At 35.3% G+C, this 20,031-nt stretch carries 7 protein-coding genes; all 7 read left to right on the top strand.

From position 1 onward, the window contains the following. Positions 1-11 precede the first annotated feature (11 nt). Positions 12-5,600 (top strand): non-ribosomal peptide synthetase, encoded by a 5,589-nt coding sequence (locus tag GNE10_RS00780; RefSeq protein ID WP_185563216.1) that lies wholly within the window; start codon positions 12-14, stop codon positions 5,598-5,600. Positions 5,601-5,678: 78 nt separating this feature from the next. Then, positions 5,679-8,897 carry a non-ribosomal peptide synthetase gene (locus tag GNE10_RS00775; protein WP_185563215.1) on the top strand — a complete coding sequence of 1,073 codons (3,219 nt, stop codon included), beginning with the start codon at positions 5,679-5,681 and terminating at the stop codon, positions 8,895-8,897. A 14-nt stretch (positions 8,898-8,911) separates the two neighbouring features. Next, a complete protein-coding gene (locus GNE10_RS00770; protein WP_185563214.1) occupies positions 8,912-13,636 on the top strand; it encodes a type I polyketide synthase in 4,725 nt (1,574 codons plus the stop codon). Then, positions 13,633-15,036, top strand: coding sequence for a condensation domain-containing protein (locus GNE10_RS00765; protein WP_185563213.1), 1,404 nt, complete (start codon positions 13,633-13,635; stop codon positions 15,034-15,036). The genes GNE10_RS00770 and GNE10_RS00765 overlap by 4 nt, the downstream gene beginning before the upstream one ends. A 3-nt stretch (positions 15,037-15,039) precedes the next feature. Continuing rightward, positions 15,040-15,933 (top strand): cupin-like domain-containing protein, encoded by an 894-nt coding sequence (locus tag GNE10_RS00760; protein WP_260446700.1) that lies wholly within the window; start codon positions 15,040-15,042, stop codon positions 15,931-15,933. A gap of 40 nt (positions 15,934-15,973) precedes the next feature. Then, positions 15,974-17,230 carry a diaminobutyrate--2-oxoglutarate transaminase gene (gene ectB / locus GNE10_RS00755; RefSeq protein ID WP_185563212.1) on the top strand — a complete coding sequence of 419 codons (1,257 nt, stop codon included), beginning with the start codon at positions 15,974-15,976 and terminating at the stop codon, positions 17,228-17,230. A 35-nt stretch (positions 17,231-17,265) separates the two neighbouring features. After that, the gene (locus GNE10_RS00750) at positions 17,266-20,031 is read left to right on the top strand and encodes a non-ribosomal peptide synthetase (RefSeq protein ID WP_185563211.1); all 2,766 of its coding nucleotides are present in this window, start codon (positions 17,266-17,268) and stop codon (positions 20,029-20,031) included.

Here is a 20,031-nt window from a genome sequence, read left to right as displayed (position 1 = left end):
GTATTCATCAAATGAAAAATATTGAAGATTTCTATCCACTTTCACCAACACAGCAAGGCATACTATTTCACAGTCTTTATGCCCCAGACTCCGCAGTTTATTGTGAAATCTTCAGTTGCAATATTGTAGGTGAATTGAATATCTCAGCATTTAAACAAGCATGGGAAAAATTAATACAACGTCATTCAATTTTGCGGACATCTTTTGTTTGGGAAGGCTTAAAAGAACCCGCTCAAATTGTACATAAGCAAGTAAAGTTACCTTGGCGGCAGGAAGATTTGCGCGGCATTGATAGTATTACCCAGCAAAAACATATTGAAAGTTTTTTAGCCGCAGAACAACAACGAGGTTTTGATATTTCTCAAGCACCGTTGATGCGGTTAACTTTGATACAATTAGCCGAAAATAATTATCAATTTATCTGGAGTCAACATCACTTATTATTAGATGGCTGGTCTTCATCTTTGGTGATGGACGAAGTCTTTACATTTTACAAAGCGTTTAGCCAAAATAAAAATTTAGATTTACCAAAACCTCGTCCTTACCGAGATTATATAGCTTGGCTACAACAACAGGATATTTCTCAAAATGAAGCTTTTTGGCGACGGTATTTGCAGCAATTTAATGCAACTACTTCCTTGAGTGTAGACCAAATTTCTAGTACTTTATCTGACGAACAAAAAGAATATAAACAACAATATATTAAATTATCAACTGCCGAAACATTAGCATTACAATCTTTTGCACGACAGCAACAGCTAACTTTAAATACTTTAATACAGGGTACATGGGCTATTCTTTTAAGCCGTTACAGTGGAGAAAAGGATGTTGTTTTTGGAAGTGTTGTTGCTGGTCGGGGCAATTTAGCTGGAACTGAATCAATGGTGGGGGTGTTAATTAACACTCTGCCAGTGCGAGTACGTATAAATTCAGAAGCATCTTTGATATCTTGGTTCAAGCAACTGCAAGTACAGCAAAATGAAACACGACAATATGAGCAATGCCCATTAATCAAAATTCAAAAATGCAGTGAAATTCCATCTGGGCAACCTTTATTTGAAAGTCTAGTTAATTTTCAGAATTATCCGACAGATTTTTCTAAGTTAGAACAAGTCAGCAATTTACAAATATCTCATATTCGTAGTTTTATACATCCTCATTATCCCCTCACTGTATCAGTGAAGGTGGATGCAGAATTATTATTAGAAATTTTCTATGAAAGTCATCGGTTTGAATCAAATGCCATCGCTCGAATGTTGGGGCATTTGCGTACATTATTATTGGGGATGATAGCCAACCAACAGCAGCGTGTTAAAGACTTGCCGTTACTGACTGCACAAGAACATCAACAATTATTGGAAGATTGGAATAATACCGGAGTTGATTATCCTCAAAAGTGCATTCATCAATTATTTATAGCGCAAGTGGAAAAAACACCTGATGCTGTAGCAGTAGTATTTGAAAATCAGCAATTAACTTATAACGAACTCAATATCAAAGCTAATCAATTAGCACATTATTTACAAAAACTGGGAGTAAAACCGGAAGTTTTAGTGGGGATTTGTGTAGAACGTTCCTTAAATATGCTTATCGGATTATTAGCCGTACTCAAAGCAGGTGGAGCATATATTCCGCTAGATCCTAGTTATCCAAAGGAGCGATTAGCATTTATTTTAGAAGATGCAAAAGCCCCGGTTTTGTTAACTCAAACTTGCCTTTTAGAAGTAATACCGCAAAATCAAAGTCAAGTCGTTTGTTTAGATGCACATTGGCAGAAAATTGCACAACAAAGTCAAGAAAATTTACTTGATAAATTAACTATTGATCATCTAGCTTATGTTATTTATACCTCTGGTTCTACAGGAAAACCAAAAGGCGTACAAATTCCCCACAGCGCTTTGAGTAATTTTTTGTACTCCATGAAACAAAGACCGGGATTAACCGAAAACGATACTTTGTTGGCAGTGACAACTTATGCTTTTGATATTGCTGCTTTAGAACTTTTTCTACCAATTATAGTTGGTGGTTGTTTGGTAATTGCTAGTAGGGAAATAACCTCAGATGGAATTCAATTATCAGCAAAACTAACAGAGTCCAAAGCAACAGTGATGCAAGGAACACCAGCAACTTGGCAATTGCTTTTAACAGCAGGCTGGAGTGGAAATCGTCAATTAAAAATTCTCTGTGGTGGAGAAGCTTTACCTGGATATTTAGCCAATCAATTATTGCATCGATGTGCTTATTTATGGAATATGTATGGCCCTACAGAAACCACTATTTGGTCAGCAGCATCTCAGGTAGAAACTGATGTAAAAATTATAGGTATTAGTGGTGCGATCGCCAATACACAATTTTACATTCTAGACCAATACAATCAATTAGTTCCTATAGGTGTAGCAGGGGAATTGCATATCGGTGGCGATGGACTTGCACGAGGTTATTTCAATCGTCCCGACTTAACAGCAGAAAAATTTATCCCAAATCCATTTAGTCAAAAACCTACGCGTTTGTATAAAACAGGAGATTTAGCCCGCTATTTATCAAATGGAGAAATAGAATACATTGGTCGAATTGATAATCAAGTAAAAGTCCGTGGTTTTCGTATTGAACTAGGAGAAATTGAAGCACTCCTAACTCAACATTCCGCAGTTAGAGAAGCAGTAGTTATAGTACGTAACGATTCTCTAGATTCTCAACGAATAGTTGCTTATTTAGTCCTTCAAAGCCAGCAAACATTAACGATTCCTCAACTGCGTAACTTTTTAGAATCGAAATTACCAAGCTATATGTTACCAAGTAATTTCGTCATCTTAGAAGCACTACCACTAACACCTAATGGAAAAGTTGACCGCAAGGCGTTACCCGCACTTGATAAAATACTTCCAGAATGTGAGGAAAACTTTGTTGCACCTCAAACTTCTATGGAAAAGCAATTAGCAATTATTTGGATGGAAGTACTGGGATTAGAAAAATTAGGAGTCAACGATAACTTTTTTGAATTAGGGGGACACTCACTTTTAGCAACCCAAGTGATATCCCGCATTAATAAAAATTTAGATATCCAGTTGCCAATACGCCGCATTTTTGAACTGCCAACAATAGCAAAATTAGCTAAAAGCATTGAAGAAAAACAGCTAAATATTAATTCCTTACCACCAATTGCACGAATTTCACGAGACAAAGAATTACCCTTATCTTTTGCTCAAAAAAGATTGTGGTTTTTAGAACAATTAGAGGAAGGAAGTTCTACATATAATATGCCAGCCGCCGTTTACCTCAAGGGACATTTAGATATAAATGCTTTAGAACAAACTTTTCAAGAACTTTCACGGCGACAAGAAGTCTTACGCACTAGCTTTAAAAAAGTAAACGGAAATCCTGTACAATTAATCCTTCCATCTATTACTATCACTATCCCAATTGTAGATGTCAGTGAAGCTTCAGCAGAAAAACAATCTTTGAAAGTGCGGCAGTTAATTTTGGCAGAAGCTCAACGACCTTTTGACTTAACTAAAAGTCCATTGCTGCGAGTGAATTTATTGCGTTTAGCTGAAGAATCTTATGTATTGCTGTTAGTGATGCATCATATTATTTCTGATGGCTGGTCAATTGGCGTACTGATTCGTGAATTATCTATTCTTTATGCAGCTTTCAGCAAAAAACAACCATCACCTTTAACAGAATTACCAATTCAATATGCAGACTTTTCCTATTGGCAAAATCAATGGCTGCAAGGTGAAGTAATGCAGAAACACTTGTCTTATTGGAAACAACAACTTGCTAACTTACCCGTGTTGGAATTGCGTACTGATTATCCCCGTCCTAAAATTCAAACTTTTCGCGGTACTAGCCAACATTTACAACTATCAAAACAACTATGTGAAGAAATTAAAGCATTAAGTCGTAGAGAAGAAGTCACTTTATTTATGACTCTAGTGGCAGGATTTAAAATCTTAATGCATTACTGCACAAAACAAGATGATATTGTTGTCGGTACTGATGTTGCAAACCGCAATTATCCAGACACAGAAAATATTATTGGTTTTTTTGTTAATCAGCTAGTATTACGTACCAACTTAGGAGGAAATCCAACTTTTCAGGAACTATTGCAACGTATTCGTGAGGTGACATTAAGTGCTTACGAACATCAAGATATGCCATTTGACCAGTTAGTATTAGCCTTAAAACCAGAACGAGATTTAAGCCGTACACCTCTATTTCAATCTAAATTTGTTTTGCAAAATGCCCCGACTTTGCCACTAGAACTTGAAGGTTTAAAGTTGAAAGTTATCGAAGATATTGACAATGGCACAGCTAAATTTGATTTACTACTTACCATGTGGGAAAGTGAACAAGGTTTGAGTGGTAGTTGGGAATATAGCACAGACTTGTTTAATGCTTCTAGGATTACTAAATTTATTACAGATTATGAAATAATTTTACGTGCTGTTGTTGCTCAACCTAATATTAAATTTACAGGCATCAAAGAAATATTGGCAGCAGCAGAAAAACAAACACAAGATGCAAAACAAGAGGAATTTAAACAAGCCCGTAGCCAAAAATTTAAAGCATTTAAATCACAAGCTCAGCCAAAAGTAATTAACTTATCTCCCCAAGAATTAATTACACAATCTTTTTTAGAAACTACAAATAAACTACCTTTAGTTATCTCGCCAAAATTCAGCGATTTCAATTTACCTATTTGGACTGCAAAAAATCAAGAATTTATCGCCACTAATTTATTAAAATATGGAGGTATTTTATTTAGAGGTTTTGCTATTAACCAAAAAGAGGATTTTGAGCAATTTGTTAGCGCCGTGTGTCCTCAATTAATGCCTTACATAGAATCTTCCACACCTCGTACTAAATTAAGCGAAAAAGTTTATACTTCTACCGAATTTCCTGCCGACCAAACTATTGCTTTACATAACGAATCATCCTATGCCAATACCTATCCGATGAAGATATGGTTTTGTTGCATGGAACCAGCAAGCCAAGGAGGAGAAACTCCAATTGCTGATGTGAGAAAAGTATATCAACGTATTCATCCCCAAATTAGAGAACGCTTTCAAAAAAAAGGATGGATGCTAGTCCGCAACTATGGTGATGGATTTGGTTTACCTTGGCAAAAAGTCTATCACACAACAGACAAAGCTGTGATGGAAGAATATTGTCGTGATGCTTCTATTGAAGTTGAGTGGAAAGACAACAACCGCTTAAGAACTCGCCAAGTTCGTCCAGCCATAGCAAAACATCCGAAAACAGGTGAAATGGTTTGGTTTAATCATGTTGTTTTTTGGCATGTATCGAGTTTACAAACACAATTTCGAGAGAAATTTTTCAGCGAGTTTACAGAAGAAGATTTACCTTATAACACTTTTTATGGCGATGGTTCTCCTATTGAAGATTCAGTGATTGCAGAAATTCGTGCAGCTTATCAACAAGAAATGATTGTTTATCCTTGGCAGAAAGGAGATATATTAATGCTCGATAATATGTTGACAGCCCACGCCCGTAATCCCTACTCTGGTTCCAGAAAAATTTTAACTGCAATGGGCGAACCTCTTCAGCATGATTTTTCAATAATTACTCACTCATAAAATCCCTAAACTAGACAATTTCTCTTTCCTCTCTGTGTCCTCAGCGTCTCTGCGGTTCCTTTAAAAATTAACTGAATCATGAATAATCAAGGAATTCACGGTTTTCAACTTTCACCACAACAAAAACATTTATGGCTATTACAACAAGAGAACAATAGCCATGCTTATTATTCATTTAGTGCGGTGGAAATTACAGGTAATTTAAATATAGAGACGTTGAAGAATGCCATAAAAACTATTGTCCACAAACATCAAATTCTTTGCACTAGCTTTCGCTGCTTACCAGGAATGAATATTCCATTACAAGTAATTGAAGATAACAGCGATTTATTAATCAAAGAACACGATTTGAGAACAATTTCAACGGCAGAACAAAATAATGCTATTGAATTGTTAATTGAATCTCTTAAACAAGATAAATTACAGATATTTCTAGCTATCTTGTCAGAATCTAGATGGATATTATTGTTAAACTTACCTGCTTTATACGCAGATACAACTTCCCTGAATAATTTATTAACGGAAATCACTCGTGCTTACACTGGCAATTTAGATAATGAGGAACCAGTACAATACATAGTTTTTTCAGATTGGCAAAATGAATTATTAGAGTCAAAAGAAGCAGAAATTGGCAGAAAATATTGGCGAGAAAAAGATATTAGTCATATTTGTAATTTGAAACTGCCAAATGAAAATTATTTATCTAGTAAAACTGAATTTAAACCGCAAATTTTTACTCAGATAATTCCCCCTGAAATTGTAGCGAAAATCAAGGCGATCGCCGAAAATTTCAATACCACTGAATCATCTTTATTACTAACATGTTGGCAAACCCTACTATGGCGTTTGACCAATGTATCCAATATGGTGATTGGTACTCACTGCGATGGTAGACCGGAAGCAGAACTCCAAGACATGCTGGGACTGCTAGCCAAATATGTACCAGTAGATTGCCATTTCCAAGGTAATTTAAAATTTAGCGAAGCTTTAGAGCAAATTACTTTGAAACAAAATCAAGCTGAGGAATGGCAAGATTGTTTTAATTGGGAATTATTTTCAGGATTTGATAATATACCCTTCTTACCCTTTTGTTTTGAATTTATAGAGCAAAATTCCGAAATTTTGACTACAAATACAGTTAAATTTTCTCTATTACAGCAATATGTTTGTTTTGATAAATTCAAAATAAAATTATCATTTATTCCTAGAGAAAATTTTCTTCAGGCTCAATGGCACTATGATGCAAAGTTATTTTTTCTAGAAGATATCGAACAATTATCGGGACAATTTTTTAATCTTTTAAAAAATGTCATTAACTATCCTGATGCACTACTCAGGGAATTACAAATACTTAGTGACAATGAAAATCAAAAACTGCTAATTGAGTTTAATAATACACAAATTGATTTTCCAACCAATAAATGTTTTCAGCAACTTTTTGTGGAACAAGTACAACGTACCCCAGACAACATTGCTGCTGTTTATGAAAATCAACAATTTACCTACCAAGAATTAAATCATCGTGCTAACCAGCTAGCTCATTATCTACAACAATTAGGTGTAAAACCAGATGTCATGGTGGGAATTTGTGTAGAACGTTCCCTTTTCATGTTGATTGCACTTTTAGGGATCTTAAAAGCTGGTGGTGCTTATGTACCCATTGACCCTAATTATCCTTTAGAAAGAAAAACTTTTATCTTAAAGGATTCTCAAATGCCAGTGCTATTGACTCAACAGCATTTAATGGCAGATTTAGTTACAAATGAAATTCAAGTAATTTATCTTGATAGTGATTGGGAAACTATAAACCAACAAAAAATTGATAACCCAATTACTACAACAACGACATTAAATTTAGCTTATGTGATTTACACTTCCGGTTCCACTGGGAAACCGAAAGGAACTCTTATCCCCCATCAAGGATTAGTGAATTACTTAAGTTGGGCTACTCAAAAATATACAGTGGCACAAGGAATAGGAACTGTAGTCCACTCACCTCTGGGTTTTGATTTAACCATCACCAGTTTATTATCACCTTTATTAGTTGGTCGCACAGTAGAATTATTATCAGAAGAACAAGGAATTGAAACTCTTTCTCAAGCTTTAAAGAAAAGCTCGAATTTAAGTTTAGTGAAAATCACTCCCGCACACTTGGATTTGTTGAAACAACAGTTATCCAAAGAAGAGATAGCAAATAAAACGAGAGCTTTTATTATTGGTGGTGAAAACTTATTAGCCCAAAGTATTACTTTCTGGCAAGATGTAGCCCCAGATACGATATTAATCAATGAATACGGCCCCACAGAAACAGTGGTAGGCTGTTGTATTTATGAAGTTCCAGTGGGAAAACATACTTCAGGTTCCATACCCATTGGTAAACCCATCGCTAATACTCAGTTGTACGTTTTAGACCAATATTTACAACCAGTACCAACAAACGTAACGGGCGAATTATATATTGGTGGACTGGGATTAGCTAGGGGTTATTTGAATCAACCTGAATTAACAGCTTTGAAATTTATCCCCAATCCCTTTAGCAAACAACAAGGCGATCGCCTTTATAAAACAGGTGATTTAGTCCGCTTTTTACCAAGTGGAGATATTGAGTATATCGGTAGAATTGATAATCAAATAAAAATCCGGGGTTTCCGTGTTGAATTAGGAGAAATTGAAGGAGTTATCAATCAACATCCATCGGTATCTGCAAGTGTAGCAATACTTCGGGAGGATAAACCAGGAAATCAAAATTTAATCGCCTATATCACTCTTTATCCAGACAAAACATTAACAATTTTTCAACTGCGACGCTTCTTACAAAATAAATTGCTTGACCATATGTTACCAACAGCGTTTATGATATTAGAAGCATTTCCACTAACATCTAATGGCAAAGTAGACCGTCGAGCATTGCCAATGCCAGATGCGCTACGTCCAGAATTAGAAGTTGCTTATGTAGTACCACAAACAGAAGTAGAAAAAACAATAGCTTCAGTTTGGCAGAAAGCTTTAAATCTTGAAAAGATAGGTATTCACGATAATTTCTTTGAAATTGGCGGCCATTCATTACTTTTAGTTACAGTTCACAGCCAATTACAAGAAATATTGAATAATGCCGAACTATCAACCCTTGATTTGTTTAGATATCCCACCATTAATTCTTTAGCAGAGTATTTAAGCTCATCTGCAAATCAAACACTATCCCTACAAGAAACTGATATTCAAACAGAGAAAATTTCAGCTGGGAAAGCGCAACAAAGAAAACGGTTGCAAAAACTTAAATCAGTTGAAAATAATTAAGGAATTTGTCAATTATGAATATTCCCAGCGACACATATTCTTATAACGGTTCAGAAATCGCAATTATCGGATTAACAGGAAGATTTCCTGGGGCGAAAAATCTTGACGAATTTTGGCATAATCTCCAAACCGGCGTAGAGTCAATTTCTTTTTTCAGTGACGAAGAACTGTTAGCAGCAGGAATAGAACCAGCACTGATTAACAATCCCAATTATGTGAAAGCCAATGGTGTTTTAGAAGATGCAGAACTTTTTGATGCTGCCTTTTTTAACTTTAATCCTAGAGACGCAGAAATCACCGATCCGCAACATAGGATTTTTTTAGAGTGTGCTTGGGAAGCCTTGGAAAATGCCGGCTATGATTCTGAAACTTATAATGGTTCCATAGGTGTTTTTGCTGGCTCTAATTTAAGCGGTTATTTATTAAATATTTATTTTAATCAAAATATTAGAAACTCAATAGACGAACACCAATTAACAATTGCTGCGGATAAAGATTACTTAGCTACACGTACTTCTTACAAACTTAATTTAACAGGCCCTAGTTATACAATTCAAACAGCTTGCTCAACTTCATTAGTCGCTGTACATTTAGCTTGTCAAAGTTTGCTTAATGGTGAATGTGATATTGCTTTGGTTGGCGGAATTTCTGTTGGTGCATCTAGAAAAGCTGGCTATTTATATCAAGAAGGCGGTATTAAATCTCCTGATGGACATTGCCGTGCTTTTGATGCTAAAGCACAGGGAACTGTTAGTGGAGAAGGTGTAGGAATTGTTGTTTTAAAAAGATTAGAAGATACATTAAACGATGGTGATTTTATTCATGCTGTAATCAAAGGTTCTGCCGTTAATAACGACGGTTCAAATAAAGTTAGCTATACAGCACCCCGCATAGAAGGTCAAGCTAAAGTTATTAAAACTGCCCAATTTGTTGCAGAAGTAGAAGCAGAAACAATTAGCTATATTGAAGCTCATGGAACCGGAACTTCTTTAGGAGATCCCATTGAAATCGCAGCACTAACCCAAGCCTTTGAAAGCAGCACAAAAAAGAAAAATTTCTGTGCAATTGGTTCCTTAAAAACAAATATTGGACATTTAGATGCCGCCGCCGGTGTTGCAGGTTTAATTAAAACAGTTTTAGCCTTAAAACACAAACAAATCCCTCCCAGTTTGCATTTTGAGGAACCAAATCCTCAAATTGATTTCGCCAATAGTCCTTTTTATGTCAACAATCAACTTTCAGAATGGAAAACAAACGAATATCCTAGACGTGCAGGAGTTAGTTCTTTTGGTATTGGCGGTACTAATGCTCATATCATATTAGAAGAAGCTCCAAGGCAGCAGGGGAAGCAAGGAGCGATGGAGCAGGGGAGAAAGTATCAATTGCTGGTACTTTCAGCTAAGACGAATACAGCCCTAGAAACCGCTACAAAAAATCTGGCGAATCATCTACAAACACATCCAGATTTAAATGTCGCTGACATTGCTTATACTTTGCAAGTTGGTCGCCGAAATTTTAATCATCGTCGAGTTTTATTGTGTGAAAATATTTCAGATGCAATCAAAACACTCACAGCGCCAGATAAACAAGGGATTTTTAGTAATTGTTCAGAAACCCGTAACCATCCAATTGTATTCATGTTTCCCGGACAGGGAGCGCAGTATGTAAACATGGGACGGGAATTATATGAAAGTGAATGGATTTTTAGGCAACAAATTGATAATTGTTGTGAATTATTAAAGCCATATTTAAAGTTAAATCTCAAAGAAATACTTTATCCTTCAACATTAGAAACTACAGCAGAAAAACTCCAACAAACTTCCTTAACTCAACCTGCATTATTTGTAATTGAATATGCCCTGGCTAAACTTTGGATGTCTTGGGGCGTGCATCCCCAAGCAATGATTGGTCACAGCATCGGCGAGTATGTAGCAGCTTGTATTTCTGGTGTTTTTTCTTTAGAAGAAGCACTGATTTTAGTCGCTATTCGCGGACAATTAATGCAAAATGTCGAACCTGGGTCGATGCTTTCTGTTTCTATTTCTGCTGAAGAAATACAACCAATGTTAAGTTCAGAACTTTCTTTAGCAGCCAGCAATGCACCATCTCTTTGTGTGGTTTCTGGTGCTACAAATGCCATAGAAATATTAGAAAATAAGTTGACAGAACAAGGTATAGATTGTCGCCGTCTGCATACATCTCATGCCTTCCATTCCCAAATGATGGAGCCGATTTTAAAGACATTTTTACGACAAGTTAGAGAAGTCAATTTCAAAGCACCACAAATTCCTTTTATTTCTAATGTTAGCGGCACTTGGATTACAGTACAGCAAGCAACCGATCCTGATTACTGGGGGAGACATTTACGACAAGCGGTATTGTTTAACGAGGGAATCGCTACATTGCTGCAACAACCAGAGCGAATATTTTTAGAAGTCGGCCCTGGACGCACCTTAACTACCCTAACCAAACGACAGTTAGCTACACAAACTATGGTACTAACTTCGCTGCGACATCCCCAAGAGCAAGTTTCTGATGTGGCATTTTTACTTAATACTTTGTCTCAGCTTTGGTTGACAGGATTGCCGATAAATTGGACGGGCTTTTATGCTGGCGAACAATGCAGACGTATTCCTTTGCCTACCTATCCTTTTGAGCATCAGCGTTATTGGATTGAGGCTGATTCTGAAACTACCTTGTCAACAATATCGCCAAAATCATTAACTAAAAAGCCAAATATTGCTGATTGGTTTTATGTCCCAAGTTGGAAACAATCAACACCAATTGAATTATTTCCAGCAATTGAAAAAAATATCTGCTGGTTAATTTTTATAGATGACTATGGAGTGGGTGATGCAGTTGTCAAAAAATTACAACAGCAAAGTCAAAATTTAATCACAGTTAAGATTGCAGATAAATTCACCCAAATTAATAAATATACATACACTGTTAATCCCCAACAAAAAAATGATTATGATGTTTTGTTGGTAGAACTGCAAAAACAAAATTTGATTCCCAATGTAATAGTTCATTTTTGGAGCATTACTCAAAATGATACTTTACCTACTTTAGAAAATTGCCATAATCTTGGTTTTTGGAGTTTGTTGTATTTGACTCAAGCATTAGGAAAACAAAATATTAGCGATTCTCTGAAATTAAAAGTTGTAACTAATAATGTACAGAATGTCATTGGCGATGAAAAATTGTCCCCAGAGAAGGCAACTATATTAGGTGCTTGTAAGGTAATTCCCAAAGAATATCCAAATATTCATTGTTCGCTGATTGATGTGGTAATTTCTAACGCTCAAATTTCCCAGAAATTTGTCAATTATTTAATTATAGAATTAACAACCCAGCAAACAGAAAATATAATTGCTTATCGGGGATATCATCGCTGGATTCCAACCTTTGAAAATCTACGTTTAGATGAACATATTCCTAGTAAAACTAAACTAAAAAAAGCAGGAGTTTACTTAATTACTGGTGGACTCGGCGGTATGGGTTTAGTACTGGCGGAACATTTAGCCAAGACAGTACAAGCTAAATTAATTTTAATTGCTAGAAAAAAATTACCAGAGCGATCGCACTGGCAAGAATGGCTAGAAAATCACGATCGCCAAGATTCTGTAAGCCGCAAGATTGAAAAAATATTGGCACTTGAAAAATTAGGTTCGGAAATTGAAATTAAAAGTGCTGATGTCGCTAGCTACGAAGAAATGCAGGTAGCTATTACTGAAGCTTTAGAAAAATTTGGTCAAATTAATGGCGTCATCCATGCTGCGGGTATTGCTGGCGGTGGTATGATTCAACTGAAAACAGAGGATTTAGTAAATAGTGTTTTCGCACCAAAAATCAAGGGCACATTAGTATTAGAAGAAATTTTAAAATTCAAAAATATTACTTTAGATTTCTTGGTGCTTTGTTCATCCCAAAGTTCTATATTAAGTGAATTTGGACAGGTAGATTATTGTGCTGCTAATGCATTTCTCGATGTTTATGCAAATTATCGTACCTCTGAATTTGATGAATTCACTGTGTCAATTAACTGGGATACTTGGCAAGAAGTAGGGATGGCAGTGGAGACAACACTACCAGAACAATTAAAATTGCAACGTCAAGAAGAAATTAAAAAAGGCATACTACCTCCAGAAGGTGCAGAAGCTTTTAATCGTATTTTGTTAAGTCATTTGCCTCGTGTTATTGTCTCCACCCAAGATTTTCAACAAGTAATTGAACAGAACAATTCCTTCAATTACCTCAATCAAGATTTAGGACTGTTATCAAAGACATCAACAACAAATCTTACCCAAATCAGTCATCCGCGTCCAAATTTAGCAAATGCTTATGTTGCCCCTCAAAATGAAGTTGAGCAGACTTTAGCTAATATTTGGCAACAATTTCTAGGGATTGAAAAAATCGGAATTCATGACAACTTTTTTGAATTGGCAGGAGATTCGATTATTGCAATTCAAATTGTTGCCCAAGCTAATCAATTAGGCTTAAAGTTAACTTCTCAACAAATGTTTCTCCACCAAACTATCGCTGAGTTAGCAACAGCAGCCAATTTAATTGAGGTGAAAGAAACAATCGAAATAGCACCGATTCAACATCAGCAGTCTCAGTCCTTGTCAGCAGAAAAATATACACCCTCTGACTTCCCCAGGGCTAACTTAAACCAAGACGACTTAGATAAATTTTTGGCAAAAATCAATAAATTAAGTGAGAATAAAGCACAATGAAAGTAGAAAATGTAGAGGATATATACGAACTCACACCAGTGCAAAAGGGGATGCTTTTTCACTGCTTATATGCTAAGGAATCAGCATTATATTTCTTCCACCACACCTTAACTTTACATGGTCAACCCAATATAGAAGCTTTTGAACAAGCATGGCAGCAAGTCGTAGATAGACATACAATTTTGCGTACAGGATTTTATTGGGAAGACATTGATAATCCCTTACAAGTTGTTTATAAACAAGTCAAAATTACTTTAAATCAATATGATTGGCGTGGCATTGAAACAGCAGAACAACAAGAGCGAATGAAGTTATTTTTAGAGAGCGATCGCCAGTTATATTTTGACTTTTCTCAACCATGTTTAATGCGTTTATCTTTAATTCGTCTTGCTAGCGATCGCTATGAATTTATTTGGAGCAATCATCATATAATTATAGATGGCTGGACAACTCCGATAATCTTAGAAGAATGCTTACAAATTTATGTAGCACTTTGCGAATCTAAACAAGCTAACTTACCCCCAGCCCGTCCTTTTAGAAATTATATCGATTGGTTACAGCAACAGGATATAGCTAAAACTGAAAGCTATTGGCGACAAGCATTACAAGGAATCAAAGCACCAACTCCCTTAACTTACATCGAAAATAATCAATTACCCGATCTCAAAGAAAGATACGACGAAGAAAAAATTCAATTATCAGAAGCAACTACAAAATCCCTACTATCTTTTGCAACAAAAAATCGTCTAACTCTTGCTACATTAATTCATGGAATTTGGTCTATTCTCCTGAGTCGTTACACTTGTCGTGACAACATTATCTATGGATGTACTGTTACAGGAAGACCAGTAGATTTACCCGATGTCAATTCAATGGTTGGGATGTTTATAAATACCTTACCAATTAATGTTAAGCTAAATCCCGATCAACAAGTATTGTCATGGCTACAAGATTTCCAAACTCAATTAGTAGAAGCACGTCATCATGAATATACTCCCCTAACACAAATTCAAGGCTGGAGCGAAGTACCCCGAAATTTACCATTGTTTGAAACAATTGTTGTAGTTGAGAACCTTCCAGTTAGTCAATTTGTCAGAAATTGGAAAGGAAATATAGAATTTGAACCAACTGGAACTTATTACAGAAACAACTATCCTTTAAATTTAGTTATCTATCCCGAATCAGAAATTATAGTAGCAATTTCATACAATGCTTCTAGATTCGATATCGCCACAATCACTGGGATAATTAGAGATTTTCAAGTACTTCTACAAGAAATCATAAATAATCCTCATGTTCCTATCAAAGAACTATCATTTTCCACGGCACAAAAACACCAAATATTAACTGCTTTAGATAAAGAAGCATCATTTGATTGGCAATTAGCAGCAACATTTTAAGGTATGTATGAAGGTATGATTATTTCCTCGGCAATAGAAAGAAGATATAAGCTATCAAGTGATGAATTTCAAAAAGAATATGTTGAACTAGGTAAACCAGTCATCATTTCTGGAGTAATTTCCAATTGGAGTGGGTTTGATAAATGGTCTTTAAAATATTTCAAACAATTATCTCCATTTCTCAATATTTATGCCAAGAAATTTAGTAATAAGGAAATCGAAATATGTAGATTGACCATGAAAAAATATATAGAATTAATAGAAAGCTATGAAAAAGATCCAGAAAATCATCCACTACCACCATATTGCCATGACCTACCTTTATTTAGTTTAATTCCTTCACTAATAGAAGATGTTAAACCATTTCCTGTTGAATATTTACCAAAATGGTATTGGTATAAGTGGTGGCGTTACTGCCAATTTTTCTTAGGTTCTTCCAACAGCATTACACCATTACATTTTGATTGTCTTCTTACTAACAATATTTTTTTCCAAATTACTGGACGCAAACAATTTACCATCCTATTACCTGAAGACGCTAAATATTGCTATCGCCAAGGCTGGAGATGGTTTCTTGTCAATCCAGAAAATCCAGATTTCAATAAATATCCTGATTATAAAAACGCTAGACCAATTACATTTATTGTTAATCCTGGGGAAATTTTATATATGCCTCCTGGAACGCTGCATTATGTTAGAAGTTTGGATATGTCAATTTCCTTTAATATCGATTGGCATACACAAAAAAGCTCATTGACTGCTTTAGCAGCTATTAAAAAAGGAATGCCAGTACAAAATTTATACTATAACTGGTTATTAACAATGGGCTTAGTATTTAAAGTACCTCCCCAGATAATTTTTAAATTTTATAAAACTTATCTTAATTACGTTTCTTAAACAGTACACGCTCGGTTTGTAATTCAAATCCTAGAATCTCATGAACATATTTGAAAAGCGTGAATCCAACGTCAGAAGCTATTGCCATAATTTTCCAGATATCTTCCATCGAGCCAAAGGTTCTATCATTTATTCGGAATCAGGGAAAGAATATATTGATTTTTTTGCTGGAGCCGGGGCTTTAAATTATGGACATAACCACGACTATATAAAACAAAGGGTAATTTCATATTTAGATGCTGATGGAATTGCACATGGGCTAGATATGTATACTTCGGCTAAAGAAAAATTTTTAGCGAAGTTTGATGAAGCGGTACTTAGTTCAAAAAAGCTAGATTACCGCATTCAATTTTGCGGCCCGACAGGAACAAATGCAGTAGAGGCAGCTTTAAAATTAGCTAGAAAAGTTAAACAAAGACCAGGTATTTTTTCCTTTATGGGGGCATATCATGGAATGACTTTAGGTAGCTTATCAATTAGTGGTAATATCGGAATTAGGGCAGGGGCAATTGGGACATCAAGTAATGTCACATTTATGCCTTATCCTTATGGATTTATGGAAAGTTTTGACACAATAGAATATATTGAATCTGTTTTAAATGATGTTAATTCCGGAATTGAAAAACCAGCAGCAATTATTTTTGAAACAGTGCAAGCAGAAGGTGGGGTGATTGTCGCTCCCATTGATTGGATGCAAAGATTAAGAAAGTTATGTGACGAACATGATATTTTATTAATTTGCGATGATATTCAAGTCGGCTGTGGTAGAACGGGGTCTTTCTTTTCTTTTGAAAGAGCAGATATTGTTCCCGATATGGTCGTACTCTCGAAATCAATTAGCGGGTATGGTTTTCCCATGTCGCTATTATTAATTAAGCCAGAATTGGATATTTGGGAACCTGGCGAACATAATGGTACTTTTAGAGGAAACCAATTAGCATTTATTGGAGCAACAGCGGCTCTGGAGTACCGAGAAAGCTATGATTTTGAACAAGATGTAAAAGCTAAAGAGCTTTTTTTGAGAAATTTTCTGAATCACGAAATAGCAGCGATGAGTGAAAAAATTGCAATCCGGGGAATCGGAATGATTTGGGGAATTGATGTGAAAAATTTTGGCGATCGCACTTTATCTCAACGTATCACATCGCGTTGTTTTGAACTGGGATTAATCATTGAAAAAGCAGGCAGAAATGATAGTGTAATTAAAATTTTGCCTCCCCTCACAATTGATATGTCTAGCTTACAAAAGGGTTGTTCAATTATTAAAGCAGCCTTTGATAATTGTATATCGAGTTAAATTTAAGTACTAGTTAATTAGTCACATCAAAGATTATGGGTTTACATCTACAGTCACATGACACATTCTCTGAAAAAATTTATTGGATAAATAAATTATCCAAAGAATTGCCAGAAACAAATTTAATGTTGGATTATGTAAGACCATTATTTCCCACTGGTAATAAAAAATCTCTGAGCTTTGATTTATCCAATGATTTATCTCAAGCAATCATTAAACTGGGGAATAGTTCTTACTTTTCAATTTATTTAATTCTTGTGTCGACTTTGAAAATATTGCTGCCAAAATATACGCGAAATAATGATGTTATTCTTGGCATACCAGTATATGAAAAAATCGCAACAAATAACGTAAATAGTAAAGTCATTCCTCTACGTACTCAAGTTACGCCTCAGCTGACATTCCAAGATTTGGTTTTGCAAGTTAAAGATGCTACTATAGCTGCTTACGCTCATCAAAACTATAATTTTGATGAACTAATTAAATTATTAGCAATCCCCACAACTCCTAATCGTTGTCCCATTTTTGACATAGTAGTTTTACTAGAAAATATTCATCACAAAACTCAGTTAAAGCAACTCAACAACGACATCACAATTTCTTTTACAGTTAACGGTAAAAATATTAGTGTTCATATAGAATATAGCGAATATCTGTTTCAAGATGAAAATATCACATCAATGAGCAGATGTTATGTAAATGTTTTAGAAAGCTGTTTGAATCAAGTTAATATTAAAATTTCCGATATTGCTTTCTTAAAAGAGTCGTATAAGTACCAATTATTACAACAATTTAACAACAATGTTAAAGAATATCCCGTTTACCAGACAATCAATGAATTATTTGAAAAGCAAGTAATTCAAACTCCAAACAATGTAGCTGTAGTTCACGAACAAACTCAATTAACTTATCAAGAGCTAAATCAAAAAGCTAATCAGCTAGCTGGCTTATTGCAGAAATTAGGTGTTAAGCAAGGGGAATTTATTGGTATTTTCAAAGACCGCGATATTAATTTTCTTATCGCTATTCTTGCTATCTACAAGGCGGGTGGGGCTTATGTACCCATTGATAGCACTTATCCAGCGAACCGCATTAAATATATGCTAGCTAATAGCGAAGTCAGGTTTTTATTCACAGATATTTCGTTATTAAATGTGTTATATGACTTAGCAAAAGATAGTTTTGAGCTATCATCTATTATTTGCTTAGATAGCTTGATTGTTGATGAAAAATTAGTTAGCGATCGCCCACAATTAAAGATATATAACAACTTAGATTTTCAACATCTACCCAATGATAATATAGACCCTATAAATCATGCTGGTGACCCAGCTTATATGCTTTATACTTCTGGGTCTACAGGATTACCAAAGGGAGCAATTGTCAGGCATGATGGGGCAATTAATCATATTTATGCCCAATTCGATGAATTACAATTAACAGAAGAATTTTCTTTTCTCCAAAGCGCTCCTTCATCAACAGATATTTCCGTCTGGCAATTTTTAGCACCGCTTTTAATTGGTGGCAAAACAGTAATAGTAGATGTAGAAACTGTAGCAATTCCTGATAAACTATTTAAAGCACTCAAATCAGAAAAAATTACAGTTGTTGAATTAGTACCTGCATTATTTGGCAGCTTACTTGAATATACTTCCGAACTACCAACTCATGAAAGAGAATTACCCGATTTAAAATGGATGATGGTTGTCGGAGAACCAGTAACAATAAGTTCGGTAAATAAGTGGCTCCAGATATATCCTGAAATCAAAATTGTTAACGCTTACGGCCCCACCGAAGCTGCTGATGATATTACTCAATTTATTGTTAATCAGCCTTTTGCTGAAAATCAGCGCACAGTACCAATTGGTAAACCATTAGCTAACTTGAATATCTATGTTCTCGATGAGCAAATGCAACTATTACCCATTGGCGCTCCGGGTGAAATTTGTGTTTCGGGTATTGGTGTTGGTGCGGGATATTGGAAGAATGAAGAGAAAACTAATTTAAGTTTTGTTCCTAATGTTTTTCCAGATACTAAAAAGAAATTACCACCAAATCGTCAGGATTTAATTTATAAAACTGGAGATTTAGGTAGGTGGTTGGCTGATGGAAATTTGGAATTTCTTGGACGCATTGACCATCAAGTAAAAATTCGTGGTTTCCGAGTTGAACTGGGAGAAATTGAAACATTTCTCAATCAACACCCCAATGTACGTGACAATGTAGTCATCGTTCAAGAAGATGTACCAGGTAATTTATTAATTGTTGCTTATGTAGTTCCGAAAATCTCCCCAGTTCCTAGTGTTAGTGAATTGCGTAGTTTTTTAACAGAAAAGTTACCAGATCACATGTTACCTTCTGCCTTTGTGATGTTAGAAAATTTGCCTCTAGCACCAAGCGGAAAGGTAGATAGGAAAGCTCTACCAAAACCAGATAATCTTCGCCCAGTACTAGAAACAGCTTATGTATTGCCGCGAAATGAAATGGAACGCACAATTGTTGATATTTGGCAAAAAATTCTCAAGGTGGAGAAAGTCGGCATTCAAGATAACTTTTTTGACCTTGGCGGACATTCTTTAAATGTGCTTCAGGTTTACAGCAAACTCCGAGAACTTTTTAAACCAGACTTAGCAATAACTGACTTGTTTAAATATCCAACAATCAGTTCTATTTCGCGGTATTTAAATCAAGAAACAGATGACAGCTTTGAAAATCAAAGCAATGAATTAAACGAAAAAATAGAAGCTGGTAAAGCCAGATTAAAGCAACGCTTTTTACAAAAAAGACAACAAAATGTGTAA

Source organism: Nostoc sp. 2RC, assembly GCF_014222165.1.
GTDB classification, from domain to species: domain Bacteria; phylum Cyanobacteriota; class Cyanobacteriia; order Cyanobacteriales; family Nostocaceae; genus Nostoc; species Nostoc linckia.
This window is presented reverse-complemented; position numbering and strand designations above follow the sequence as displayed.

Excerpts from the sequence above, each read along its gene's own strand:
- GNE10_RS00780 (WP_185563216.1), top strand. The coding sequence starts at position 12 with ATGAAAAATATTGAAGATTTCTATCCACTTTCACCAACACAGCAAGGC.
- GNE10_RS00775 (WP_185563215.1), top strand. The coding sequence starts at position 5,679 with ATGAATAATCAAGGAATTCACGGTTTTCAACTTTCACCACAACAAAAA.
- GNE10_RS00770 (WP_185563214.1), top strand. The coding sequence starts at position 8,912 with ATGAATATTCCCAGCGACACATATTCTTATAACGGTTCAGAAATCGCA.
- GNE10_RS00765 (WP_185563213.1), top strand. The coding sequence starts at position 13,633 with ATGAAAGTAGAAAATGTAGAGGATATATACGAACTCACACCAGTGCAA.
- GNE10_RS00760 (WP_260446700.1), top strand. The coding sequence starts at position 15,040 with ATGTATGAAGGTATGATTATTTCCTCGGCAATAGAAAGAAGATATAAG.
- ectB (WP_185563212.1), top strand. The coding sequence starts at position 15,974 with ATGAACATATTTGAAAAGCGTGAATCCAACGTCAGAAGCTATTGCCAT.
- GNE10_RS00750 (WP_185563211.1), top strand. The coding sequence starts at position 17,266 with ATGGGTTTACATCTACAGTCACATGACACATTCTCTGAAAAAATTTAT.